The sequence below is a fragment of the Actinophytocola sp. NPDC049390 genome (assembly GCF_044466355.1).
Classification (GTDB): Bacteria; Actinomycetota; Actinomycetes; order Mycobacteriales; family Pseudonocardiaceae; genus Actinophytocola.
This window is the reverse complement of sequence record NZ_JBITMQ010000006.1, coordinates 37,928-63,932: the sequence shown is the minus strand read 5'-3', so window position 1 is coordinate 63,932 and position 26,005 is coordinate 37,928. Positions and strand designations below refer to the sequence as shown.

Genomic DNA, 26,005 nt, shown 5'->3' with positions numbered 1-26,005 from the left:
CCGCAACCCCACGCCCCCCCCGCCCCCCCCCCCCCGCCCCCCGCCCCCCCCAACCACCCCCGGGGGTGGGCCCCCCCCCCCCCCCCGGCGGGGGGGGCGCCCCCCCCCCCCCCCCCCCGACGTGTTTCCGTTTCGCCCAGCTACGTTATACGCTGGCGTCAAAATTGGTTTCCCCCGCGTGGTCAACCTGGCTGGAAACATCCGGAAATCCGCCGATATCCTGTCGACCTGCACTGGAAGATCATGACATCGACCCACGGCGCGATGGAGCAAACCCAAGTCACGCAACGTGTTCACCGTCAGGGCCGCCCCGAGGTTCCGCGTCTACGTATGGAGTAGTGAGGTAGACGGCACGTAGCCGGAATTGTGAGCGAATTAACGCGGACGGTCGAATCCTTTCCTACCTTGGGTGACATTGAGCGGCTGATTCGACAGGTGCGGACATAACCTGATGCCGCGGCGGACACGAACTCCACGAAGGACCGGGACGGCGAAGAACCCGGCCGGAGGGGGCATGATCGAGTTGGGTCTGCCGCGACAACGTGACCGTTTCGACTTGCTGTCTCGCTCGACGTCGGCCGCGAGCGACGACGGAGGGGATCCAGACCTGATGAACCGTCCGCTGGAGCGTGCCGCGCTCCGTCGCCCTCGACTCCCACGGCGTGTTACGTGAGCGATGAGCCACTGAACACGGAGGACGAGGTCACAGACAAGGCCATCGCGCACGCCGTCGGTGAGGAACTGAGACGTGCCAGGGAAACGAAAGGGATGTCGCGTGCTCAGTTCGTGAAGTTGCTGCCGTCGGGCATCGGTGATCGCACGCTTCTCGCGTACGAACACGGCCTGAGGCAGATGACCGTCCTCCGGTTGGTCGAGTTGGCGGAGGGCCTTGGCGTACCCGCCTCGATCATCCTGGGCCAGGCACTCGAGAGGGCCCGAATCCATCTCGAGAACCTCGTCCTGCGGGTGAACCTGCGAGAACTCATCGCCGACGAGAACCGCCACTACCGCCCGCTGCGGCAATGGGCGAAGAACCGTCTGTCACAGGAACCGGATGGAGTCGTGGAGCTGACACCGGCAGCCGTGCTCGAACTGGCCGCCTTCCTCGGCCGCACGCACACCGAACTGGCGGGTTACCTCTCGAAGTTCACACCGGAACCCGTGAAGGAGGACCCATGAGGCCGCTCGAGGCGGTGCGGTTGGTCACAGTCGGTGGATCCGACAAGGCGTTCAGCGAGTCGTCCCCTTGCGAAGCGGTGCACAGACACGTTTACGTAATCACGCGCCTGTTGTCGGATCGAGGTGGAGGTCGATCGGATGACTCAACCGTCGACGCATCATGAACTGGCTCTCCGCCCAGCTCCTCATCGTCGCGGGAGGAGCTGATGACGAGCACCGAGGAATCCGACAAGATCATCACGCGGGCGATTGGCGAGGAGCTGCGGCGTGCACGGGAGAACCTCGGGTGGTCGCGAACCGAGTTCGTGGCCCGGCTGCCCTCCGGGATCGGTGACAGGACGTTGTTGGCGTACGAGCACGGTCTGAGGCAGCTCACGGTCACCAGACTGGTCGAACTATGTCATGCACTGGGCATCGGTGCCCCCTCCTTGCTGGGGCAGGCTCTGCAGAAGGCGCAGGTCTATTTACAGCATCTGGTGCTGCAAATAGACCTGCGCCGGCTTCTCGACGACACAACGGAACAACGCTTCAGACCTATGCTCCAGTGGGCACGTACTCGCTTGAGTCAGGAGCCCAACGGAGTGGTTGAAGTAACACCATCAGCGATTCGGGAGCTGGCCGCGTTCGTCGACTGTTCCCACGACGACCTGACCACCTACCTGTCGAGGTTCACGCCAGACGCGACGTCCTCTTAGTAGAGCGGGAAATGCCCGGCTTGCGCGAGCGCGACCTGCGCTGAACAGACAAGCATCAGCGACACGCCGCCGACCACTGACAACAGGCGCGCCAAGGACGTCCGCTTCAAGGGAGAACTCCTTCGGGGATCGAGGGATCTAACTCCCCGAAGTGATATGGCACCAGCGGTCGCGCCGCAACCTGTCTAAGTCAGTTTCCGGAAGTGAGCGTCTAACACCAACCGAGCTGCGCCGAGCGGTCAGGGACATACCGCCCGGCGTTCAGTCGCGCATAATGCCGCCCAACCGGTTATCGAGTTCCCCCTTCAGTGTGGTGGCGTACGGGCTGGGACAACCACTGCGGTGGGTCCACCACCACATCAGGCGTCACCGAGCCGGTGCGGGCCAGCGGCACCGTGCGGGTTTGTGCGTAGCACGACTCCTCGATCTTCGTCCGGGTGCGCGACGAGCGGTCCGACGCGCCGACGTACTCGTACAGGTCCGCGCCCCGGTGCCAGGCGGCCATCGCCTCGTCCGGCTCGCCTGCCGCGTAGAGCGCGTCGCCCAGCGCGTCGATGGCACCCGCCTGGCTGGAGAAGTCCTGACTGCCACGCAGGATGGCCACCCCCCGGCGGCCGAACGCGACGGCCTTCGCGAAGTGGCGCCGTTCCGTGTTGATCCGGCACAACGTCATGCAGATCCGCGCCGAGGCGGCGAGGTCCGGGATCGCCTCCGAGATCTCCAGCGCCTGTTCGCTGTGCGCCGCCGCCGCCGACAGGTCACCCATCGCCTGGAAGGTGAGTCCCAGCTCCTGCAGGCTGTGCGACTCGGCGCTGCGCTCGGCGGCCCGGATGGCATGCCACCGTGCCTGCTGTAGGCGCATCATCGAGTCGGCGTGCCGGTCCAGGAGCCGGAGCACGCGGCCGATGGTGATGTTGAACCAGCTCACGGCAGGACCGTCGTCGGCCTTCTCCGCGATGGCGAGGCCCTGGTTGAGCCAGTCGAGCGCGTCCACCATGTCGCCACGGAGCATCGCGAGCCTACCGAGTTGGTGCAGCGCAGACTCCAGTCCGCGCGTGTTCCCCAGGTCCTCGACCATCCGCAGCGCGGTCTCCAGGCAACGTCGCGCCGACGCGTGGTCCTCGAGCGCCATCTGCGCGATTCCGAGGCCGACCAACGCCGATGCCTCGCCTTCCCGCTCACCGATCGCCTTGGCGGACCACGCGGCCAGCTCGCGCACGGCTCGGCTCTCGATGTGGCAGCCCGTCCGGTCGAAGTACGTGGCAAGCGGGTCGGCGAGCCGCCACACCTTGTCGTGGCATGCGGTTTCGTGTGCTCTCCGGACCGCGACCGTCAGCACTCCGCGTTCACGGTGGAACCAGGCCAGTGCCTCCGCCGCATCGGGGTAGCCGCGCGCCGGCCGGGTCGGCTGGTCCGGCGGCGGCGTGTAACCGGGGTACAGCACACGCGCGGCTTCCGTCGCACTGGCCACGTAGAAGTCCAGCAGACGTTCTTGTGCGGCTCGCCGCGACTCGGGTGGCTCGTCGCGCTCGAGACGGTGCGCCGCGAACTCCCGGAGCAGGTCGTGGATGCGGTACCGGTCCAGCTCTTCCGGTTGTTCGAGCAGGTTGGCGCCGACGAGCGCCCGGAGGTTGCGCGTCGTGTCCGCCGCGGAGAGCCCGACGCACGCCCCGATCGCTTCCGCCGACATGTCCGGCCCGGGATGAAGCGCGAGCAGCCGGAACAGCCGGCGCTCCGGCCCGCCGAGCGCACGGTAGGAGGAAGCGAAGCACGCCTCGACCGGCGACATGCCTTCACCCTGGTCACCCACGACCACCAGCAGTCTCCTGCGGCTGAGCCGAGCCGCGAACTCGGCGACCTGGACCGCGGAGCGGCCGGCGACGTCCTCGGCGAGCACCATGATCGCCAGTGGCAGGCCCCCGCACAGACCGACCAGCCGCTCGATCTCCGGGATCCGGCCCCTTGCCTGCACCGACAGCAGTTCGGCCGACTCGACCGGATCCATCGGCGGCACCGTGATGCGGCGGGCACCCGTCGACGTACGAAGCCTCGACAGCCGTTGCCTGCTGGTCACGATCACCCGGCAGGACGAGAACACCCCGACCAGGTCCCGCACGTGCTCGGTGTCCCTGGCGTTGTCGAGCACCACGAGCATCCGCCGGTCGGCGAGCAACGAGCTCAGCAACAGTTCGCGCTGCCTGCGCGACAGGTTCGGCTCGGGTGGTTGCCCCAGCAGCACGAGGACGTCGTCGACGACGGCTGCCGGATCCACGGCGCCTCGATCGGGCGCGTAACCACACAGGTCGACGAGCACGTCACCACCGGGATGGCGGTCGCGGACGCGCCGCGCCCAGTGCACCGCCAGCGCCGTCTTGCCGACTCCGCCCGGCCCGTCCAGGATCACCACCCCGCTGCCGCCCGCGCAGGCCTCGTCTAGCGCGGCGAGTTGCTCCCCGCGTCCCACGAAGTCCGCGACGTCGTGCGGCAGCTGGCGCGGCACGATCGTGGCCTGCGGTGTGACGGGGGTGGTCTGCTCCGCCATGAGCGCGTTGTAGTGCCTGCGGAGGTGCTGGGCGGACTGCTCGTCGCCGTCTGCGCGAAACCGCTGCCAGGTCGACAGGTAGTGGCGCGTCGCGTCTGAGAACCGCTTGGCGCCGACGAGCCCGGACAGCCGCAGGTTCGCGAGCTGCACGTCGTCCGGGAAGTCGGCCTGTAGCTCGTCGAGCGCGGCGACGGACTCGTCATACCGTTCCAGGTCCAGCAATGCTTGCGCACGGAGGGTGTGCGCGGCCAGCCAGTCGTTCCGCACCACCCGCTCGCGCCATTCCTGTGCTGGTTCGCTCGCGAGGTCGGCCAGCGGCGGTCCGCGCCACAGCCAGATCGCCGACTCCACCAGCTCGACCACCCTCGCGGGGTTGTCGTCGACGTGTCCGCGCGCCTGCGCGACGAGGTCGCGGAAGAGGTGGAGATCGATACTCGATCGATCGACCTCGAGGCGGTACCCGCCTTGGGCCGCGCGCAGCTTCGGCGGCCGCGGCAGCCGTTCGAGCGCGCGCCGGATCCGTGTGGCGTAGGTGTTGAAGGTCGGCCCCGGGTTGGCGGGGACCGGCTGATCACCCGGCCACACCCACCGGAGCAGCTTGTCTATGGGCACAACCTGGTCGGCGTGCACGGCCAGTGTCGCCAGAACGGCTCTTTCCCTTGGCTTCCCCCACTTCTCGTCCGGACCACCGTCCAGCAGCAAGGCAGTCGTGCCCAGGATTCCCAGCATCGCGTTCACCCAGCTTTCGCCCCATACAAAGCTGGCCGGAACTGCTTCTACCGGGTCGGATGCTACTTATTCACGGAGATCAGCGAGGCCACGTGACGCAATTGTTGCACGAAGAAGTCATTGACCGCACACAGAAACCCGATTGACCGCCCTTGGACCGCCTTTTCCCGTGCATTTGCCCGCGCCGTCCACCGGGTCGATGTCAATTGCCGGATTTCCGTTCGACGGAAAGCGTCCGCACAGTTCCGGGAAAGTCCGACGGCCAGGACGGCGGGCCACGCTCTGCTCATCGACATCGCGGAGGTGGTCTGAATGTGGGTCAACGGACCGGTCGGGATGGGGGCGGACCAGCGCGCCCTGCACCCGACGGCCCGCTCGGTGCTCGTCGTCGTGCCGTACGTCGTGACCGGAACCCGGTTGGCCGACGTGCTGCCGCTACTCGCGACGGACCATCGGGTGACGACGGTGTTCACCGTGCCGCTCGAACCGAACGGCTCGGTCTGTCACAGCGCGGAGGAATTCGTGCGCGCGCTGGGCGGGCTGGTAATCCCGTGGCAACAGGCGGTTCACACGGAATTCGATCTCATCCTCGCCGCGAGCCCGACGGGCCTCGCGCAACTGCACGGCAAAATCGTGTTGCTGTCGTACGGCGCGACGGTCGGCCGGTCGTTCCCGCGCGCCGGAAGCGCGGGAGTCCACGCGAATCCGACGGCCGCACTCGACCACCGAACGCTGATCGACCAGGGCAGGCTGTTGCCCACCGTCTTGGCGTTGTCCCACGACGTGGAGATCGCCGAACTCCGCGACACCTGCCCAGAGGCTGTGTCCGCTGCGGTCGTCGCCGGCGACGTGAGCTACGACCGGTTGATGGCGTCGCTACCGTTGCGTGGCCATTACCGCGAGGCACTGGGGCTTGCGGCGGCGCACCGCCTGGTTGTCGTGTCGTCCAGCTGGCAGCCGGACTCGACGCTCGGCCGGCATCCCCGGCTGCTGGACGACCTGGTCACGGAACTCCCCCGGGCCCGGTACCGCGTCGCCGCGGTCCTGCACCCGAACATCTGGCACGTACACGGACCGTTCCAGGTGCGGGCCTGGCTCGCCGACGCCACGCGGCGCGGGCTGCTGTTGCTCCCACCCGAGGAAGGTTGGCGTGCAGCACTGGCGGCGGCCGACGTACTGATCGGCGACCACGGGTCGGTCACCAGGTACGGCGCCGCCATCGGGGTACCGACAGTGGTGACAGGTTCCCCGGAACAGGATCTCCGCCCCGGCAGCTCCGCCGACCTCCTCTACCGGTTCGCCCAACGTCTCCGCCCGAGCACCTCTTTGGCCGGACAGATCGGGTCGGTGTCCATCGGCACCTGGCAGGCGGAACTCGACGCCCGGCTCACGGCGCGACCTGGGCAGGCCGCCCGCATCCTCCGTTCAGTGCTGTACCGCGAACTCGGCATCCCGGAGCCGGAGCAGGCTGTCCAGGTCACGCCGGTGCCCATGTCCGTGGAGATTTGCAGAAGCACATACTGATCCGACATCCACCGGGCTGGCACGGCGGGCGGTGGACGCGGGCGATCGGCGGGTCGTGCGTGTCTCGTGACGCGGTTGCGGGATCTGTGCCTGCGGCTCGCGGTGAACCAGCGGGCGGTGGCGGCACGAACGACACCATCCACTTCGGACTGACTTGACCTTTGGCGACCCCGGTGGTGAGGATGGCTCGCGAATGTGGCAACGTTGCCACACCTCTGGGGAAGGGAAAAACGTGTCCGGGCTGCTGGCCGGCGTCGACGTCGGTACGACCAACTGCAAGGTCGGCGTCTACACCTTAGACGGTACCGCCGTGGTCGAGCGCCGTCGCCCTACCCCGGTGGACGCCGGGAACCTTGTCGCCGGGGTGCTGGATGACCTGCGGGTTTGCGTGGAAACGTCAGGCGCGCCGGACGCGGTCGGAGTCACCGGGGTGGCGGAGGGCGGCCTTCCCCTCGACAACGAGCTGCTGCCGATGGGGCCGATGCTCTGGTGGCACGACAAGCGGGCGTCCGGCGAGGCGGGGTGGCTGGCCGAGCGCGTGGGGCGGGAAGCGATCTTCGTCAGGACCGGTGTGCACGTCTCGGCTCGGACGCCGCTCGCGTCGTGGTTGTGGTTGCGGCGGCACCAGCCGGCACTGCTTGACGAGATGCGCGTGTGGGTGGGGATTCCCGAGCTGGTTGCCACGGTGCTGGCGGGCACACCGCTCGCGCACCGGACGTTCGCGGGCCGCTCCGGGGCCTACGACCAGGTGGCGGACCGGTGGGACGACGATCTCCTCGACCTCGCCGGGGTGCGGGCCGGGCAGCTGGCCGAACAGCAGGTCGGGTCGGCCGCGGCGGGACCACTCCCAGTAGGCACCCCGGTCGTGGTGGCGGGCCACGATCACCTGGTTGCCGCACACGCGGCGGGCGCGCGTGAGCCGGGAGATGTGGTGGACTCTCTGGGAACGGCAGAGGCGGTGGTGACGGTGTCCGAGCGGGTGGCCCCCCGCACCGCGGCCGGTACCGGGACGTCCTGGAACCGGACCGCGGACGGAACGCGGTGGGCCATGGTGTCCGGTTTTCCGCACTGTGGCCGGCTTCTCGAATGGCTGTGCTCGCTCGCGTCACCGGCAGGGGACGTGGCCGGCCTGGAGAAGGCGACCGAGGCGGTCGACCGGCGACCGACCGGCATCGTGGTGCTTCCCTACCTCGAGGGCCTCGGCGCGCCCGCGCCCGATCCGCACCGAAGACTCACGGTGCACGATCTCGCGCCGGGGCAGGGGCTGCCGGACGTCCTGGTCGGCGCGCTCGAAGGCGCGTCGTACCACGCCCGGTGGCTCGCTGAGCACCACGCCGAGCTCACGGACACCAAGTTGCACACGGTGACCGTGCTCGGCGGACCGAGCAGAGGCGCGGCATGGATGACGGTGAAAGCCCACGTCATGCCGGGTCCGGTGCGGACGACGACGACCGCCGACGCGGCATGTGCGGGTGCCGCGCTGCTCGCGGGCGTCGCGACGGGACTGCCCGCACCGGTCCTGCGTAGCGATGTCCTGACCCGTGACGATCTCCTCGCCGACCGATACGACGCGATCTACCGGGGCGGCTTCCTGCCCCGGGTACGGGAGGTGGCATGACAAGCCTGACCGAGTTGGCGCGGCCGTCCGGTGGTCTGGCCATGGTGGCGATGGACCAGCGTGAGAGCCTGCGCGCGCTGCTCGGGGAGCACTCCCCCGCACCGGTGCCCGACAGCGACATCACGAAGTTCAAGCTCGCGGTCGCCACCGAGCTCGGCGCGTACGCCAGCGGGTTCCTGATCGACCGGGAGTTCGGGTTCGACCAGGTGCTCGGCGAACGGCTGCTGCCGCCGACGTGCGGGCTGATCCTCGCCGCGGACCGGCTCCGGCACCCGCCGGAAGGCGGGCCGGTGGTGGAGACCTCGCTCGACGAGGCGATCACGCCGGCGCACGTCCGCGAACGCGGCGTGGTCGCGATGAAGCTGCTGCTGGTGTGGCGGCCGGACGAGCACCGCGACGAGCGGCTCGCCATGGCCCAGGAGTTCGTGCGGCGCTGCGCGGACGCCGGGCTGCTGTCGATTCTCGAGGGCGTGGTCCGCCCGACCTCGGACGACGACTTCGACCGCCTGCAGCTGGAGGCGGCGGCCGAGCTGGGTGCGCTGCGGCCGTCGCTGTACAAGGCGCAGGTGCCCAGACGCGGCCTCGGCGACCAGGCCGAGGTGGCACGCGTGTGCGAACGGATCACGGCGACGGTGCCGGTGCCGTGGGTGGTGCTGTCGCAGGGCGTGACGATCGAGGACTTCCCGCGTGCCGTGCGCACGGCGTGCAGCGCGGGTGCGTCCGGTTTTCTCGCCGGGCGGGCCATCTGGAGCGACACGCTCGCCGACCCGGCGCCGCTGCTGCGGTCGCGTGCGGTGGACCGGCTGAAGCGGCTCGCCGAGGTGGTCGACAGCTCGGCACGGCCGTGGCAGGAGGCCGCGGCGTGAGCGGAGCGAACCATCAGTCATGAGCGGAGCTTGTGAGGGGACGGCATGAACCACCAGGTCGACGGGGTGCCCCGGCGGGCGACCATTGGCGATGTCGCCAGGGCCGCCGGGGTGTCGCCGTCGACCGCGTCGCGCGCCCTGACCGGGCAGGGGTACGCGGCGGCGTCGGTGAAGCTGCGGGTGGAGGCCGCCGCGGCACGGCTCGGGTACGTGCCGGACGACATCGCCCGCAGCCTCAAGCGGCGCACGAGCAGGCTGGTCGGGGTGGTGATCTCCGACCTGCGCAACCAGTTCTACGCCGACCTCGCCGCCGGGATCGAGCAGGTGCTCGGCGAGGCCGGCTACCAGATGGTGCTGGTCAACGACGACGGCGACGCCGACCGCGAACTGGCGGGCGCCCGCACGCTCCTGGCGATGCGGGTGCCCGGCGCGATCGTCACACCGCTCACCCCGGAGGCGGGTGCGCAGCTGACCGCACAGGGCGTGCGGGTCGTCGAGGTGGACCGGCAGATGGCACAGAGCCAGTGCGACGCGGTTCTTGTCGACTCCGAGGAGGGGGCGCGAGCCGCCACGTCACACCTGCTCGACCTCGGTCACCGGCGCATCGCGTTCGTGATCGACGAGCTGGAGTGGACCACCGGCGTGGGGCGGCTCGCCGGGTACAAGGCGGCGCTGCGGGCGGCGAAGGTGCGGTTCGACCAGCGGCTGGTGGCGCGGGTCGGGTTCGGCTCCGGTGATGCCGCGAGCGCGCTGTCGACGTTGCTGGACGCGCGGCCGGACGTGACGGCCGTGTTCGCGGCGAACAACCTGATGGCCTCCGGGGTGTGGCAGGAGCTGCAGCGGCGGCGGTTGCGGGTGCCGAGGGACGTGTCGCTGGTGGCGTTCGACGATCTGCCGTGGATGACGATGGTCCAGCCCGCGGTGTCGGCGGTGTCGCAGCCGGTGGTGTCGATGGGGGCGCGGGCGGCGGAGCTGTTGCTGGCCCGGTTGTCCGGTGAGTTGACCGGGCCGCCGAAGACGGAGTGGCTGGCGCCGACGTTCGAGCGCCGGGGGTCGACGCGGAAAGTGGTCGCGGACTGACGGGCCGCCGCCCGCTACAGCGCCAGCACCTGTCCCTCGTCGCGGAGCCGGTCCTGTAGTTCAGCCACGTCGATCCGTTGTACCGCGACGCCCTTCTTCAACGCCTGCACCGCCGCCAACCCCGCCGCGTGGCCCAGCATCTCGTACTGCGGCTCCATGCGGACCGAGCTGAACGCCAGGTGGGACGCGCTCACGCACACCGGCACCAGCAGGTTCTGGCATTCGCTGTAGCGCGGCACCAGCGAGCGGTACGGGATCTGATACGGCTGTACCGGAACCGACAGGTAGCCCTCGTTGTACACCGACGGGATCGGGTCCGGGTGCTCGTACACCCAGCGCCACGTGCGGCGGACCTCCCGGATGTCCATGTGGTAGGAACCCATCGCCACCGCGTCGTACCGCGGCGCCGGGCCGAGGTCGTGCTGTGTCAGTACGTACTCGCCCACCATTCGGCGTGCCTCCCGCACGTACAGCTGGTGCGGCAGCCCACCGTCGAACTCGTCCGCCGCCCAGCCCCAGCCGTCCAGCGCACCCCGCGTGGCCATGAAGTACAGGAAGTCCTGTGTGTACTCCTGGAAGCGGCGCACGATCTCCGCGCGTCGCGCCGGGGTCGCGGTCGGGTAGTCCTGGTGCGTGCCGTCCAGCAGGTTCAGCGACAGCGGCCCGATGGAGTTGCCGTCGCACTTGCCGTTCGGGAGGTTCCGCACCAGGCCCACGACGTCGCCGGGCGAGCCCAGCGCCAGCCAGCGGCGCGCGAGTTCCCACTCCTCCTCGCGGTAGCCGTCGCGGCGGGTGAACGGGATCCGATCGTCCGCTGTGGACAGGCAGACGCGGTAGCCGTACGCCATGACACGCCCGTCGCCCTCGCCGACCGGCGCTTCGACGCCCGGGTCGATCAGCGGCAGCAGCTCGCCGGACGCGGAGAACGGGTTCAGGTACGGCGCGAACTGGTGCTTGCCCGGCGCCGGTTCGGTGCGCCCCGCGAACGACTCCCCGTGCAGCGACCGGCTTTCCCGGCCCACCCGATACGACACGCCCGCCGCCGCCAGCAGGTCGCCCTCGTAGCTCGCGTCCACGTACACGGCGGCGTCGGACATCTCCGGCAGGGCCGCGTCGAAGACCACGCCCACGCCCGCCTCGGTCAGCCACCGGGTGAAGATCTGTTCCGCCACACGGGGTTCCGGGCCCGCGTACCGGCCGGTGCCGTAATGCGCGGCGACCGCCGCGCGGAACTCCGCGGCCATGCCGCCGATCACGCGCGGATCGCCGATGTCGGTGTAGCCGAGACCGCCGGACACCATGCCGCCGACGTGCCTGCCCGGTTCCAGCAACGTCACCGCGACGCCGTGCCGGGCCGCGGCGACCGCCGCGCACACACCGGCGGCGGTCGCCCCGTACACGACCAGTTCAGCCAAGGCTCTCCTCGCAGGCCAGCAGCAGCACGCCGACACACCACGCGTGCGACAGCGTGAGCAGCATGCCCTTCGGCTGGTAGCAGGCCGTCTGGTAGTACCGCTCGGTCACCATCCCCCGGTACGCGTTGAAGTCGCCGTCCTCGCGGGCCACGAACTGGCGGAAGCACGCCAGGGTCTCCTCCGCCGACCGCGTGTAGTAGTCGTCGCCGGTGTGCTTGCCGAGACGCGTCAGCTCGGCGTGGCAGATCAACCCGTACGAGTGCAGGTGCTGGTTCGCGGGCGACGCCTGGTCCGCGCCCCGCGAACGGAACTCGTAGGCGCCGAGCAGCGTGTGCGCCGGGAAGTCGACGTCGTAGGTGTACCGGAACGTCAGCGTCCAGTCCGCCGCCTGGCACGCCAGCTCCAGCCACGCCGGGTCACCGTCCGCCTCGTACAGCGACACGTACGCCATGATCGCGAGGTACCCGTCCTCCGACGTGGGTGCCAGGTCGACGTCTTCTGGCGCACCATAAAGGAACTCGTCCCGCACGGCCGGTGCGTAGAACCGGCCCGCTCGCTGCGCCTCCGTCACGCGACCATCCGCGACCAGCGCCGGGATCCACGCCAGGCCGCTCGTGCCGAAGCGGTCGACCACCTCGCCGGTCTCCACGTCGTACCCGGAGCCCAGTGAGCCGTCGGTGTCCTGGCCCGCGCACGCGACGTCCAGGTTGGACCGCACGGCGTCGGTCCACAACCGCGGTGCCCGGCCCAGCGCCACGGCACGCTGCAGGAACACCGTCGCCTCGCCGAGCGTGCGGGCGTGCACACGTCGCCGGTCCGGCGTCCAGCCCGCGTTCCAGCCGTTCTCACGGGTCCACTGGCCCCAGAACGTGCCCCCCGGTGTGAGGTTCGCGGTGATGTTGTCCAGCACCGCGCTCGCCGCGTCCACATAGGTCCGGTCGCCGACGCGGCGGCCGTGGCGCAGCAACGCGTACGCGTACGGGACGCCGCTGATCCACGACACGTGCATGGCCTGCCGGTCGCCGCGTTCCCCCAGCGCGTGCCGGTCGAACGCCGCGGTCTCCAGCAGGACCGCGTCCTCCTCGCGGTAGTGCCACCGGTACAGGCCCCACGCCGTCAGGTCGGCCGCCTCGGCGAGCGTCACCCACGGCACCGTGTCGAGGTCGCGTGCCGCGGTCCGGCGGTGCACGTCGCGCAGCACGTCGGTGTAGGAGTGCCGGTCGGGGCCGAGCACGTAGACGTCGAATTCGAGGACGGCCTGCTCACCCGGTTCCCACGTGTGGGACGGCAGGTCCGGTGGGTGTGGCACCGGCGTGCCGTCGTACACCACCGGCTCCTCCCGGTACGGGAAGTGCAGCCGCAGCTCGGGGCGGCCGTCCTCGACGGCGAACCCGACACCGGCCTGCCCGAGCGGCGACCACTCGCCGGTGACGAGCGCGGCGCCGCCGTCGGCGTCCCACGCGAACACCGCGGGCGTCGCGCACCGGTCGGCGCGGAACGACCACGTGTCCGACTCCAGCTCCGTCGCGTTCGGACTGTCCACGGTGAACCTCGGGTACCGCACCCGGCACCCGTCGACCCGGTTCTCCCCGTAGAACACGCCCGGCACGAGCCAGCCGGGGTCATCGGAGCGCCCGAGCCGCAGCGACACCCGCAGACCGGCGGTGACGGCCGACGCGGCGGTCACGGTCAACCGCACCGCGAACCGGCCGCCGTCGTGCGGCGTCACGTCCTGCTCGACGGCCAGCCCCTCCGCCGGGCCCAGCACCGTGACGGTGAACGGCGGGGTCACCACTCGATCATGTCCGTCTCGGCCACGGGCGCCTCCCCGTCGCGCGGCACCAGGAACGTCTTGATCTCCGCGGGTCCGAACGACGCGGTCACCGGACGGCCCAGCACCTCGATCGTCGCCTCGCACGCGCGGCCCGCGGTCTCGTAGGCACGCACCACCAGCGCGTCCGGGCCGTCCTCGGCGACCTTCAGCACGGCGGGCACGACGCTGCCGTCGGACACCGACATGAACGACCCGACCGCCGGCAGGTCACCGTCGTGATAGGACTCGATCAGCGGGAACGCGGGCTGGTTCAGCTCGGCCGCGAGCCGCACCACGGACGCGTCGCGCCAGTCGCCGCCGTGCGGGACGAGCCGCATGGTGAACTCCTGGCGGCCCTGGTCCTGGAACGTGTACAGCTCGTCCGGGTCCAGCTCCTTCGGCTCGTGCCACGCGTACACGGGGCTGCGGACCGCGGTGACGCCGATGTCGCCGCCGAGCACGTCGTGCCCGTACTTGCCGTCGTTGAGCACCGCGAGCCCCGCACGACGGCCCCCGGGCAGCTCGCCGGACACGTCGACCCACGCCTGCGCGGCCTCCTCGCTGCCGTTCGCGGGCCGCGCCAGGTGCCCGTACGGGATCTCGAACGTGGCGTCCACAGCGGACAGCACGGTCGGGAACCGCAGCTTCAACAGCTTCTGCTTCTCGTGCCAGTCCAGCGTGACACGTACCTCGACGTGCCGGTCGCGGACGCCGAGCACGTACTCCTCGGTGAGCGTGGACGACCCGTACTCGCTGACGACCCGCAGCACCGCGCGAACGGGCCCGTTCTCGACCAGCCGCACCGACCGCGGCGCGAACACCCCCGCCACCTTGTCGTACGCACGCACCCGGTGGCCCCACGTGTCGGACCGGTCGTCGACCACCACGCCGTGCGAGCCGCCGCATACGACGTCCACATCGGACACCTTGTCGCACAGTGACCGCAGCCAGCCGGTCTCCGGGTCGATCTCGAGCGCGACGAAGTCGTTCTCCAGCCGGGTGTCCGTCGCCGTGATCCCGGGTGCGCCCTCGGTGTCGCCGGACGGGTGGATCCGGTAGACGCGGTAGCCCAGCGGCGGCACGTCCGCGGCGAGCGCCAGCCGTCGGCGCCACCCGTTGACGGTCGCCCTGGACCGGGTGCGCTGCACGGCGACGGCGGTACCCGAGTCGTCGACGGCACGCGCGCCGAACGCGGGGAACCCGCCGAACTCGAACTCGACGTCGGCGACGAGCCGCCACGGGTGCGGGTTGAACACCACGAGCGGAGTCATGTCCGGCTCCTGGCGGATGTCGATCCGCCGCGCAAGCGTTTGCACGGACCGGTTGAACGCCTCACCGGCCAGCGAGACGGCGTGCCCGTACTGGTCGCGGCTGTCCTCGTAGGCCGGTTCGATGGCGGCCCCGCCGAGCGTGTCGTGGAACTGGTTGAACAGCACCAGCTTCCACGCCCGCTCGAAGTCCGCCGCCGGGTACGCCACGTCGGACAGCACCGTGGCGACCGACGCCCACTTCTCCGCGCGGGCCAGCAGGTTCTCCGCGCGCCGGTTCCACCGCTTGACGCCGGAGTGCGCCGAGTAGCAGCCGACGGCGTGGTGCTGCAGCTCACCGGCGTGCACCGGAATGTCCACACCGGACGCGACGAGCTGGTCGAAGAAGTCACGCGGCGACGAGCACCGCAGCCGGGGCAGCCCGCCGGTGGCGTCGAGGCGGCGGATCGACTCGAGGTTGGCCCTGGTCGGGCCGCCGCCGTGGTTGCCGACACCGTAGAACACCATCAGCTCGGGCGCGTCGGCGGGCAGCTGGGCGAGCGACTTGTCGATCTGGTAGCCGAGATCGGTGCCGGAGCTGCAGTACTCGTGCGGGATGCGGTAGGTCAGCACGCGCGTGCCGTCGGGTGACTCCCACCAGAAGTACGGTCCGGGCAGCGTCATCTCGTGCGGGCCGGGCCGCATGAACACGTAGGAGTCCATTCCGGACTTGCGCAGGACCTGCGGCAGCGACGCGTTGTGCCCGAACGGGTCGACGTTGAGGCCGACCGTGGACGTGATGCCGAAGCGCGACTTCAGGTACCGCTGGGAGTACAGCGCCTGCCGCACGAACGACTCGCCGCCCGGCAGGTTGCAGTCGGGTTCGATCCACCACCCGCCGAGCTGCTGCCACCGGCCGTCGGCGATCCGCTTGCCGATGGCGGCGAACAGGTCGGGATCGTGTTCCTCCACCCACGCGAGGTACAGCGCGGAGTCGCAGGTGAACACGAACTCGGGGTACTCCTCCATCCGGTCGATGGCCGAGGCGAAGGTGGCGCGCACCTCCTGGTACCCCTCCGGCCACTGCCACAGCCACACCGGGTCGATGTGGGCGTTGCCGATCATGTGCAGCAGGCGTTCCTCAGCCATCTCGTCACCCCTCCCCGGCGGCCCATGCGTCGACCCGCTCGCTGAGCAGGTGCAGGAGCAGCAGGTGCATTTCCTGGATCCGTGCGGTCTGCTTGGAGTCGACCACGAGCGCGTGGTCGGCGTGTTCCGCGGCGGGCCCGCCGCCGGAGCCACCGAAGAACACCGTGGTGGCACCCATCTTCCTCGCCTCGGCGAGGCCGCGCACCACGTTCTCGGAGCGTCCGCTGGTGGAGAACGCGATGACCATGTCGCCCGGCCGGACGAAGCCCGCGACCTGGCGGGCGAACACGTCGTCGTAGCCGAAGTCGTTGGCGATGCAGGTGAGCACCGACGGGTCGACGGTCAGCGCGAGCGCGGGCAGCGGCCTGCGCGTGCGCTGGTAGCGGCCGATCAGCTCGGCGGCGAGGTGCTGCGCGTCGGCCGCGCTGCCGCCGTTGCCGAACGTGAACAGCCGCCCGTCGCGTTCGTAGGTCCTGATCAGCAGGTCGGCCACTGTGGACAGCTCGGGCAGCAGTTCTCCCACCCGGGAGGCGAGCCCGACGTGGTCGGCCAACTGGTCCGCGAGTTCGTTCACGACATCCCTTCCCTGAAGAAGCGGCGCATCGCCACCGCCGCGGCACCCACCACACCCACCCGGTCGCCGAGCGCGGCCCTCTCGACCCGCACGGACCTGCCGCCGGGTGTCATCGCGGCGGCACGCACCGCGTCCCTGGCCGGGACGATCAGCGCGTCGCCGGAGCGGGTCACCCCGCCGCCCAGCACGACGAGTTCCGGTTCCAACATGTTCACGATCGACGTGAGCCCGGTGCCGAGCGCGTCGATGGTCTCCCGCCACACCCGCGACGCGAGCGCGTCACCGGCCGACGCGTGCGCGGCGACCTCGGCGGCGGTCAACGAGTCGAGGGCAGACAGCGAACTGCGGTCGTCGAGCAGCTCCCTGGCCCGCTCGGCGATCGACGTGCCGGAGACGTACGCCTCCAGGCACCCCCGGCCACCACACCCCCGGCACGCGCGCCCGCGCCAGTCCACGACGACGTGCCCCAGTTCCGCGCCGTTGCCGGTCGCGCCCCGGTACACCTGCCCGTCGAGCACCGCGCCGCCGCCGACCCCGGTCGACAGCGTCAGGTACACCATCTGCGACGTGCCGACCCCGGCGCCGAAACGGTGCTCGGCCTCGGCCGCCGCCGTGCCGTCGTTGTCGAGCGCCACCGGGCGCCCGAACGCCGCGGCGGCCAGCGCCGTCACCGGCACGTCCACCCAGCCGGGCAGGTGCGGCGGGGACAGCAGCACACCGCGGTCCGCGTCGAGCGGGCCGCCGCAGCCGATGCCCACCGCCGCCACCTCCGGCCAGTCCGCGCCGGCGTCGGCGACCGCCTTGCGTCCCAACGCGAACAGCACGTCGAGCGCGGGGCCCGGGCCGTCCGGGGTCGGCGCGACGAGGAACGAGCGGACCCGCCCCGTCGCGTCGACCAGCCCGGCCGCGAGCTTGGTCCCCCCGATGTCGAGCGCCAGCACCCCCGGAGCGGTCATCCCTTGCGCCCCTGTGTGGCGATGCCGTGGAGGAAGTGCCGCTGGGCCAGGAAGAACACGATCACCATCGGCAGCACGGTGATGACGCTGCCCGCGAGCACGATCTCCCACTGCTGCTCGCCGGCCTGCCCGAAGCGGTCCGAGATCGCCTTCAGCCCGCGCGGCAACGTGAACAGTTCCACGTCCCGCAGGTAGATCAGCGGTTTGAGCAGGTCCGACCAGCTGGCCTTCAGCTCGAACACGAACGTCACGATCAGCGCGGGCTTGCACAGCGGCACCGCGATCCGCCAGAACAGGCCGAAGTGCCCGACGCCGTCGATCTTCGCCGCCTCGAACAGGTCGCGTGGCAGGCCGAGGAAGAACTGCCGCAGCAGGAAGATGTAGAACGCGCTGCCGAACAGGTTCGACGCCCACAGCGGGACCTGCGTGGTGGCGAGGCCGACCGAGTTCCAGATCAGGTAGACCGGGATCATCGTCACCGCGCCCGGCAGCATCATGGTGGCGAGCACCAGCCCGAACCACCCGTTGCGGCCGGGGAACCGGTAGTAGGCGAACGCCCACGCCACCATCGCGCTGGAGAACGTCACCGCCACCGCGGCGGCGAGCGACACGGTGACGCTGTTGACGAACCACGTCCACACGGGCGCGGCGTCCCAGATCCTCAGGTAGTTCGCGAACGCCCAGTTCCTCGGCAGGATCAGGTTGTCGAACACCTGCGAGCGCGGCTTGAGCGACGCGGTCAGCACCCACCAGAACGGGTACAGGAACGCCACCGACGCGGCCGTCAGCCCGATCCAGAAGAACACCCTGCTCTTCGTGGCCGGCACGGGTTTGGGGCCGCGTTCGGGCACGGGTGCCGGGCGGGCGGGCGCCGTCGTGGTGGTGGCCATCAGCGGTCACCGCCCTCGTAGTAGACGAACCGCTTGCTCACCTTGATCTGGATCGCGGTGATCACCATGATCACGACGAACAGCAGCCACGCCATCGCGGACGCGTAACCCATGTGCAGGAACTGGAACGCCTGCTGGAACAGGTACACGAGGTAGAACAGCGCCGCGTCGGACGAGTAGGTGGCCGACGCGGAACTGCCGTAGAACGCGGCGTACGCCTCGTCGAACGTCTGGAGTGCGTTGATGGTCTGCACGATCAGCGTGAAGAACAACGCATGGCTGATCATCGGCACGGTGATGTGCCGGAACCGCTGCCACGCCGACACCCCGTCCAGCTCCGCCGCCTCGTACAGGTCACGTGGCACGTTGTTGAGCGCGGCCAGGTAGATGATCACCGTGCCGCCCACCGACCAGATGTGCATGAGCGCGAGCCCCGGCTTCACCCACGCCGGGTCGGTGCTCCAGTCGGGGCCGTCGATGCGGACCAGCCCGAGCGCACCGTTCACCAGACCGACCTGACCGTTGAACAGCATCAGGAACAGCACGCCGACCGCGACCTTCGGTGTCACCTCCGGCAGGTAGAACAGGGTCCGGAACACCCCTGCCGAGCGCCGCCCGACCCGGGAGAGCATCATCGCGAGCCCCAGCGCGACGACCATCGTGCCGGGCACGATCATGATCGCGTAGATGACGGTGTTGGAGAGGCTCCTGCGGATCTTCGGGTCACTGAGCAGCTGCTCGTAGTTCGCGATGCCGACGTTGCTGGTCTCGCGCAACCCGTCGTAGTCGGTGAACGACAGCACCAGGCTGATGATCATCGGGCCGGCGAGGAACACGACGAACCCGATGAGCCACGGCGTCATGAACCCGTACGCGGCCCAGGTGTCCCGGTCCCGGAAACCACGCGCCCAGCGGCGGACGCGCGCGGTGTTTGATTGTTCGCTCCGCTCACTCGCTAGCACGCCGTCTTCCCTCCTGCGCGCGGAGATCCCTGGGCTCGTTCCTCGCGCAGGGATCTCCGTGCTCGTCAGTCCAGACGGCGTCCGCTCGCTCGCTCACGCTCACGCGGTCGGTGGCCGGTGGCAGCATGACTACTTCGCCGCGTTGTCGAGTGCCGTCTGGGCTTCCTGCTGCGCCTGCTTCATCGCGTCGGCCGGGGACTGCTGCCCGGACAGCACCCGGTTCACCGCGTCCTGCCAGGCGGTCTGGAACTCCGATCCCGCGGGCGACGCGGGCAGCGAGAACGCGTGCTCCTGGGCCTCCAGCACGGCCTTCACGGCGTTGTCGTAGACCGGCCTGTCGGAGAGCTGCACCAGCTCACCGAAGATCTTCTCGTCGGCCACCTCGTTGCCGGTGTAGACGCCGGTAAAGGCGGTGCCCTCGGCCTTGCGCTTCTCGACGCGGGCCTCCGCGGCCGCGATCCAGGTCGCCGAGTCCGTCATCGTCTTGATCCACTTGCAGGCCTGGTCCTTGTGCTTGGCCGCGGCCGGGATCGCCCACGCGGAGCCGGTGACGAAGTCGATGGGCTTGCCCTGCTCGTCGGTGAACGGCTTCACCGTGAGCTTGTGGTCCGGCGAGACCTCGGAGAGCACGTTGAGGTACCAGTCCTCCATCGGGAACGCGGCGAGCTGGTCGGTCGCGAACGGGTTCTTGTCACCGAACAGGTCGAACGAGTCGCGGAAGGCCTTGAACGAGCCCCAGCCGCCCTGCTTGTTGATCAGCCCGACCGTGTACTCCAGCGCCGCGATCAGCTTCGGGTCGTCGAGGTTGGCGGTCTTGCCGTCCTCGCTGAGCATGTCGACGCCGTTGGCCTTGGCCCACACCGGCAGGAACTCGGGGATCTTCGGGTCGAAGCCGATGCGGGCGAGCTTGTCGCCGTCGCGCTTGGTGAGCTGGTCGGTGACGGTGGCGAGCTTGTTCCGGTCGCTCGGGTCGACGTCGTCCGGGGTGAGCCCGGCGCTCTGCACCGACGCGTCGTTGATCAGCATGACGCGGTTGTTGTAGAACTCGGGCAGCCCGTAGAGCTTGCCGTCGAGCGTGACCTCCTCGAGCGCCGGATCGCGGTACTGGTCGAGGTCGATGCCTTCCTTCTCGACGCAGTTCTCCAGCGGTTCGATGGTGCCGCGCGCGGCGTACGTGCCGAGCTTCTCGCGGCCCATGTACACCAGGTCCGGCGGGTTGTCCGACGCGACCGCCGACAGGAACTGCTGCGGGTCGAAGGCGTTCTCGCTGACCTTGACCTTCGACGGCTCGATGGCCTTGTTCGCCAGGTCCGCCCGCACGGTGGCGATCTCGTCGCCGAGCCCGAAGCCCATCGTGGTGAGGGTGACCGCGCCACCCGCGCCTTCGTCGTCACCGCCGCCGACGCCGCCACAACCGGCCAGGACCAGCGCTGATGCCGCCGATAACGCCGCCACCCGTGGGAATCGCATGGCACTTCCTCCGCGTCGTTGAGGGGAAAGATGTGGCAACGATCCCACATGGAATCGTTGCCACACGCTAGGACGACGTGGTGGGCTCGTCAAGGGTGTGTCGGTAAGTCCCCCACAGGCGTGCCACCTGGGCGAGATCTTCGCCGGTCAGCTCCTCGCCGGAGAGGTCGATCCGGTCCGTGTAGTACAGCGCGGGAACGCCGAGTTCTGCCTGGATGTCGAGGTAGGCACGCCATTCCGCGCGATCGGGCAGGCACCAGCCGTCGCTGTCGACCGGCATGCCCGGCAGCGCGGCGGTGACGACCGAGGCGCGGTAACGCATGTGTGGCACGACCGGGCCCGCCGGGTCGATCGCGTCGAGCATGCGGATGTCGTTGAGCCGGATCATGTCCGTGACATCCGCGTACGCGGGGTTCGGGGTGTGGGTGACGATCAGGGCGTCGGGTTTGACCGACTTCGCCGTGTCGTACACCAGTTTCAGCAGGTGGTGCAGCAGCGCGGAACCCCAGCGGCGGCCCGCGTGCCGCAGTGCGGTCCCGCTCGGGGTCTTCGCGAGGAAGTCGACCTTGAGGCCGTCCGCGTCGAGGTCGCCGAGCATGTGGGTGACGGCGTCGACCACGGCCTGCTCGCCGAGCGGGTGCTCGGGGTCGAGCGCGACCGGGGTGCCGTCGGGCAGGGTCACACACGCCTCGGGCGGCGCGCCGTCGGGGTCCCAGGCCTTCCACCACAGCAAGACGCGACGGTTCTCGGCGTGCTGCTTGGCGATCCAGCCACGCAGGTCGGGCCACTTGCGCTCGTCGGCGCGGCAGGTGGCGTAGTGCGCGGCCCACTTGTCGTCGACGACGACCGTGCCGGGGACGACGTCGTGGCGGGCGAGGTGGGCGAGGAAGCGGTCGTAGTTCACCTGCGTCGACTCGTCCTGGGTGACGCCGGGACGTGCGCTCTGTGCGCCCCAGCCGCAGAAGATCGGTTCGAGCCAGTGCCGGTGCCGTTCGGTGGGGACCGGCGGGGCGAGTGCGCGGTCCCGCAGGTAGTCACCGTGGGCACGGATGGCGTCCTGCGGGGTGTCGTGACCGAACTGGAAAACCAGCGTCGGCAAGGTGAACTCGCCGTCGACGCGGGTGTGGCCCTCGTAGTCGAGGCGCAGTGTGAAACCGTCGGTGCCCGCCGCGTAGTGGAACGACGTGAAGGTCTGCTCGTCGATCGGCGCGGCGAGACCCATGGCGGTCCAGCGGTCCGCACGGGAGACCGCGTAGCACCAGGGCGCCGGGCAGAACAGCCAGCGGCCGACGCCGGGTTCGGCGCCGTCGCCGGTCACGGCGATGACGGCGGGTTCGACGGCAGGACGCAGGACGCGGCGTGGGTGGTCGGGGTTGGGTGAGAACACCGTGTCGAGCGCGGAGCCGCTGGGCAGGAAGCCCGCCGGAGGGCGGTGGCCGCCGAGCAGGTGCGCGGTGAGCATGTCGCCGCGGCCCCGTACGGTGGTGGTGATCTCCAGGCGGTCGGGATGGGTCTCGAGGACGGTGACACGCTCGTCCCAACGGGTGCTGGTCGCCCGTGTGACGATCCGGTCGCCGTGCTCGGTCGCGGTGACGGCCAGGGTCTCGTCCGGCCCCCGCAACGTGTCCACAGAGGACAGCAGACGGAGCTGGAACCACCGGACGCCGCCGTGTTCGATCGTCACGACCGCGCGCTTCTCGTTGAGTGTCACCTTCATCGGACGTCCACCAAACCCTCCGCGTGCTGGCCGAAACGGGTCGCGCCGACCGTCAGGTCCGCGCCGATGCGCGCACGCCTGCGCGGTGTTTCCCCCGGTGTCACGACGAACTCGAAGGTCTCCGTCGCGCGGCCGGGCACCTCGGCGGTGGCTGACGCCGGTTCGGTGCGCCAGCCGTCGGGGACGACGAGGGCGATCGTCACCTCGTCGGCGTCGGCGAACGGGTTGCGGGCCTCGACCTCGACCGGGAACGGGACGCCCGCGCCGGTCGTGACCTGGTAGGGCCGCAGCCAGGCGCCGACACCCTCCGCGTCGAAGTCCACTTCGGACAGCGGGAGCAGCTCGCGGTGGATGCGGGCCAGCTCGGCGCCCTTCTCCTCCAGGTGGTCGAGGTAGGCGTCGTCGACACGGCGTGGTTCCCAGTGCCCGCTGATCATCAGGTCCGGCCGGAGTTTCCGGTACAGCGCAGCGCTCCTGGTGAAGTCGTCGATGCGGAACCGGTTCTTGTACTGCAGGTTCAGGACTTCGGTCCGCTCCCCCGGCCGCCACGTGGTCGTCTGCTGGTCACCGGTCGCGACCACCCGCTGCCCGTCCACCTCGAACGCGATGGCCACCGCGTACATCGTGTGCCCGGGCAGCGGGTACATGGTCAGCTCGTACTCGTGCCACCGCACGGGAACACCGGTCTCCACCACGCGGTCGACCGGGATCGGGTCGTACCACAGGCACGGCAGGTCGTAGCGGTTCGGCGTGGTCAGCACGTCCGCGACCGCCGCCGCCGACCACACCCGCGTGCCCTCGACCTCGCGCAACAGGTTGAACCCGGCCACGTGGTCGTCGTGGTAGTGCGTGGGGATCGCGACCTCGACCCGCTCGACCCCGAAGTCGCGGCGCAGCGGGCCGAGCGAGGGCAGCCACGGCCGCCGCGACGACCGGTCGTCCCCGGTCGGCAGGTTGACGATCATGTCGAGCCCGAAGTCGATCAGCAGCGCGGCACCGGTGTCCGAGCGCAGGACGTAGCTCGTCGCGAAACTGGTCCGGTTGCGCAGCAGGTGCGGGCTCAGCTCCTCGAACGGGTGCTCCCACTGGCCGCGCGCGTCCCAGGGCTTGTCGTGCCGGGAGTCGTTGTAGGCCAACAGCCGGTGTTCCAGCAGGTCGAACGCGGCCCGCGGGTCGTCGATCGGGTCGCCGTGCGAGGGCAGCACGAGGTCGGGACTCCGGGCACCGAGGTCGTAGAGCGACAGCACGGTCGACTTGACGCCTTCGAGCGCCGTGTACGACCACTGGGTCGCGGCGAGCGACCACACCTTGCCCGCGCTGTGGATCAGGTCGCCGGTGAACGCGAGCCGCCTGCCGTCGACGTCCACGAGGTAGGACACGGAGCCCAGGGTGTGGCCGGGCGTAGGGACCGTCGTGACGTCGAACCCGCCGAACCGGCGCGTGCGGTACTCGGGGACCGTGCCCGCGACCGGGACCGGCTCCAGCAGCGAGAACCGGTCCTGGCGCAGGTCGTAGTAGTTGTGGACGGGGCGTTGCTGCCAGTGCGCGTCGACCTTGTCGAACAGGTCGCGCTCGACGGGCGGCACCCAGATCCGCGCGCCGTGCGCGACCGCCCGGTGCAGGCCCTGCACCTGGTCGCGGTGGTGGTGCGTGACGAGCACGTCGGTGACCCGGTCGGCACCGAAGTCGGCGAGGTGGTCGAGCACCGCGCCGTCGCCGAAGTCGATCAGGACCGCGTCGCGGTCACGGACGAGGACGTAGACGTTGCAGGTGTCACGGAAGAGGTGGACCCCGTCGGCCAGCATGTGTGGCAACGTTGCCACACACGGTCAGGACCCGTCCAGCACCGCGGTGAGAAACGCGTCCAGCACACCGTCGCCGACGTGCACGCCGCCCTTGTGGTGCGGCCGCCGGTCGTCCCGCACACCCGCGGCGGCGGCCATCAGCCGTCGCACGTGATCGTGCCCGGTGCCGTCTTCGATCACCGGCACGAGCGCGGCGAGCGCCTCACCCCACAACCGGGCGGCGGTGAGCCACGCCTGCGCCTCGACGGCGAACCGCGCGTCGGCGGCCGCGACCCGCTCCGGCATGGCGATGAGCCGCTCTGCCAGCAGGGTGAGCCGGGACAGCGCGTCCTCCCGCTTCCCGTTGTCGAGATCGGCACGGATCGTGGCGAGAGCGGCCGCGTGCTCGGGCGCCTGCTCGTGGTGCAGCCGGTCGTCGCGGGTGTTGAGGTCGGCGAACGCGACGAGCGCGGCCAGCGTGTCCGCCCGGCCGCCGGCCAGGTCGGCGAGTGCGCGCCGGTGCGCGGCGGTGGCGTCGAAACCGGTGTCGTCCCAGCCGTACTCGGCGAACGCGCGCAACGCGACCGTGCTCATGGCGACCTGGTTGGCCGGGTTGGAGAGCACGCCCTCGACGTGCGCGGAGAGCCCGTTGTCGCGGCCGTCGTAGGGCCCGAGCGGGACCCGGCCGGGGATGTAGTCGTTGACGGGGTAGTTGTCCCACACGAGGATCGGGTGCCCGAACAGCTCCCGGGCCTGCCGCGCCTCGTCGACGGTGATCGTGGCCGGGACGACGTCGTGACCGGTCCACCAGACGGCGGTGTCGGGCGCGAGCAGGTCGCGGACCTCCTTCTTGTACCGGGTTTCCGCGAGCCCGTGGTACTCGGTGGGCACGAACTGGACCGGCACCCCTGCCCATCCGCGGACCCGGTTGACCAGCCACGCGTGCGCCGCGCCGAGGTGGCCGTGCACGGCCTCGTCGCGGGGGTCGTGCCAGCGCCGGGGGTCGATGTCGTCGAGCGCGACGCAGAAGTGCTCGCAGCCCAGTGCTTTCACGGCCGCGAACTTGGCGAGCAGCGCGTCGAGATCGGCTGGTTCGCTGTAGCGGATGGACAGTCCCGGCGAGACGGTGAAGACGAACCTGACGTGGTTGGCGTTGGCCCGGTCGACCAGCTCGGCGAGCCGGGACAGCTCGTCGGACGGGTAGGGCTCGCGCCAGCGGTCGCGGTGGTAGGGGTCGTCCTTGGGGGCGTAGACGTAGGCGTTCATGCGGTGGGCGCCGAGGAAGTCCAGGTGGGCCAGACGTTCCCGGTGCGTCCATGGGGTGCCGTAGAAACCCTCGATCGACCCGCGCCACGCCATCCCGGGCCGGTCCTCGACGGTGACGGCGGGCAGCCCGTCGGCCAGCAGGCGAGCGAAAACGTGTGCGGCGTAGCAGGTTCCGGTGTCGTCGGCGCCTTCGAGCAGGACTTCTCCCGCCTGGACGACGACCCGGTACTCCTCCGGCGCGCCGGGCCCGCGGGCGAAGCGGATCGTGAGGTCGGGGTCGGGCACCTCGATCCGGTACACCCCTGCCCGGTGGAGCGCGGACCGCACGACGTTCTCCGCCGCCCGATCCGCGCCGGTCACCCCGGTCAGAGCGACGCGGCCGGGGAACGGAACGGTGCCGCCATGCCGAATGAGCCGCCGAGGCGGCGGAATGATCGAACCCATACCCACGCACCGTAGCCGCTCCCCGGCCCGCGGCCGCCCGTGCGACCAGCGGCTGGTCACATTCCTCGCGTCCGGCGCGTCAGTG

General features: G+C 70.3%; 18 protein-coding genes. 6 read left to right on the top strand and 12 right to left on the bottom strand.

Features of this window, described 5'->3' with window-relative positions; all coding sequences use genetic code 11:
* Positions 1 to 669 precede the first annotated feature (669 nt).
* The gene (locus ACIBVP_RS18855; protein WP_396107435.1) at positions 670 to 1,179 is read left to right on the top strand and encodes a helix-turn-helix domain-containing protein; all 510 of its coding nucleotides are present in this window, start codon (positions 670 to 672) and stop codon (positions 1,177 to 1,179) included.
* 206 nt (positions 1,180 to 1,385) lie between these two features.
* The gene (locus tag ACIBVP_RS18850; RefSeq protein ID WP_396107434.1) at positions 1,386 to 1,874 is read left to right on the top strand and encodes a helix-turn-helix domain-containing protein; all 489 of its coding nucleotides are present in this window, start codon (positions 1,386 to 1,388) and stop codon (positions 1,872 to 1,874) included.
* A 289-nt stretch (positions 1,875 to 2,163) separates the two neighbouring features.
* Here the strand turns inward: ACIBVP_RS18850 and ACIBVP_RS18845 are convergent, their stop codons facing one another.
* A complete protein-coding gene (locus tag ACIBVP_RS18845) occupies positions 2,164 to 5,145 on the bottom strand; it encodes an AfsR/SARP family transcriptional regulator (protein WP_396107433.1) in 2,982 nt (993 codons plus the stop codon).
* Positions 5,146 to 5,457: 312 nt separating this feature from the next.
* Between ACIBVP_RS18845 and ACIBVP_RS18840 the strand changes: the two genes are divergently transcribed.
* The 4 genes from ACIBVP_RS18840 to ACIBVP_RS18825 all read left to right on the top strand — a co-directional run bounded on the left by ACIBVP_RS18840 (position 5,458) and on the right by ACIBVP_RS18825 (position 10,233).
* Complete coding sequence (locus tag ACIBVP_RS18840) at positions 5,458 to 6,669, top strand: hypothetical protein (protein ID WP_396107432.1); 1,212 nt, start codon at positions 5,458 to 5,460, stop codon at positions 6,667 to 6,669.
* Between the two features lie 232 nt (positions 6,670 to 6,901).
* A complete protein-coding gene (locus tag ACIBVP_RS18835; RefSeq protein ID WP_396107431.1) occupies positions 6,902 to 8,287 on the top strand; it encodes an L-fuculokinase in 1,386 nt (461 codons plus the stop codon).
* On the top strand, positions 8,284 to 9,153 hold the full coding sequence (locus tag ACIBVP_RS18830) for a hypothetical protein (RefSeq protein ID WP_396107430.1): 870 nt from the start codon (positions 8,284 to 8,286) through the stop codon (positions 9,151 to 9,153). Before ACIBVP_RS18835 ends, ACIBVP_RS18830 begins: the two co-directional genes overlap by 4 nt.
* A 45-nt stretch (positions 9,154 to 9,198) precedes the next feature.
* A complete protein-coding gene (locus ACIBVP_RS18825) occupies positions 9,199 to 10,233 on the top strand; it encodes a LacI family DNA-binding transcriptional regulator (RefSeq protein ID WP_396107429.1) in 1,035 nt (344 codons plus the stop codon).
* Positions 10,234 to 10,247: 14 nt separating this feature from the next.
* Here the strand turns inward: ACIBVP_RS18825 and ACIBVP_RS18820 are convergent, their stop codons facing one another.
* From ACIBVP_RS18820 to ACIBVP_RS18770, 11 genes are all read right to left on the bottom strand, one after another.
* Positions 10,248 to 11,648, bottom strand: coding sequence for an FAD-dependent oxidoreductase (locus ACIBVP_RS18820; RefSeq protein ID WP_396107428.1), 1,401 nt, complete (start codon positions 11,646 to 11,648; stop codon positions 10,248 to 10,250).
* The gene (locus tag ACIBVP_RS18815; protein WP_396107427.1) at positions 11,641 to 13,440 is read right to left on the bottom strand and encodes a hypothetical protein; all 1,800 of its coding nucleotides are present in this window, start codon (positions 13,438 to 13,440) and stop codon (positions 11,641 to 11,643) included. Before ACIBVP_RS18815 ends, ACIBVP_RS18820 begins: the two co-directional genes overlap by 8 nt.
* Positions 13,437 to 15,857, bottom strand: a complete 2,421-nt coding sequence (locus ACIBVP_RS18810) for an alpha-mannosidase (RefSeq protein WP_396107426.1) — start codon at positions 15,855 to 15,857, stop codon at positions 13,437 to 13,439. The genes ACIBVP_RS18815 and ACIBVP_RS18810 overlap by 4 nt, the downstream gene beginning before the upstream one ends.
* A 4-nt stretch (positions 15,858 to 15,861) precedes the next feature.
* Complete coding sequence (locus ACIBVP_RS18805) at positions 15,862 to 16,431, bottom strand: SIS domain-containing protein (protein ID WP_396107425.1); 570 nt, start codon at positions 16,429 to 16,431, stop codon at positions 15,862 to 15,864.
* Positions 16,428 to 17,387 carry an ROK family protein gene (locus ACIBVP_RS18800; RefSeq protein ID WP_396107424.1) on the bottom strand — a complete coding sequence of 320 codons (960 nt, stop codon included), beginning with the start codon at positions 17,385 to 17,387 and terminating at the stop codon, positions 16,428 to 16,430. The genes ACIBVP_RS18805 and ACIBVP_RS18800 overlap by 4 nt, the downstream gene beginning before the upstream one ends.
* Positions 17,384 to 18,277: a carbohydrate ABC transporter permease gene (locus tag ACIBVP_RS18795; protein ID WP_396107423.1), complete on the bottom strand. Its 894-nt coding sequence runs from the start codon at positions 18,275 to 18,277 to the stop codon at positions 17,384 to 17,386. The genes ACIBVP_RS18800 and ACIBVP_RS18795 overlap by 4 nt, the downstream gene beginning before the upstream one ends.
* On the bottom strand, positions 18,277 to 19,239 hold the full coding sequence (locus tag ACIBVP_RS18790; RefSeq protein ID WP_396107422.1) for a carbohydrate ABC transporter permease: 963 nt from the start codon (positions 19,237 to 19,239) through the stop codon (positions 18,277 to 18,279). The genes ACIBVP_RS18795 and ACIBVP_RS18790 overlap by 1 nt, the downstream gene beginning before the upstream one ends.
* Before the next feature lie 129 nt (positions 19,240 to 19,368).
* On the bottom strand, positions 19,369 to 20,709 hold the full coding sequence (locus tag ACIBVP_RS18785; protein WP_396107421.1) for an extracellular solute-binding protein: 1,341 nt from the start codon (positions 20,707 to 20,709) through the stop codon (positions 19,369 to 19,371).
* Positions 20,710 to 20,776: 67 nt separating this feature from the next.
* Positions 20,777 to 22,426 (bottom strand): hypothetical protein, encoded by a 1,650-nt coding sequence (locus tag ACIBVP_RS18780; protein WP_396107420.1) that lies wholly within the window; start codon positions 22,424 to 22,426, stop codon positions 20,777 to 20,779.
* Positions 22,423 to 24,231 carry an MBL fold metallo-hydrolase gene (locus tag ACIBVP_RS18775; protein ID WP_396107419.1) on the bottom strand — a complete coding sequence of 603 codons (1,809 nt, stop codon included), beginning with the start codon at positions 24,229 to 24,231 and terminating at the stop codon, positions 22,423 to 22,425. The genes ACIBVP_RS18780 and ACIBVP_RS18775 overlap by 4 nt, the downstream gene beginning before the upstream one ends.
* A gap of 24 nt (positions 24,232 to 24,255) precedes the next feature.
* Complete coding sequence (locus ACIBVP_RS18770) at positions 24,256 to 25,920, bottom strand: beta-N-acetylglucosaminidase domain-containing protein (RefSeq protein ID WP_396107418.1); 1,665 nt, start codon at positions 25,918 to 25,920, stop codon at positions 24,256 to 24,258.
* Positions 25,921 to 26,005: the final 85 nt, after the last annotated feature.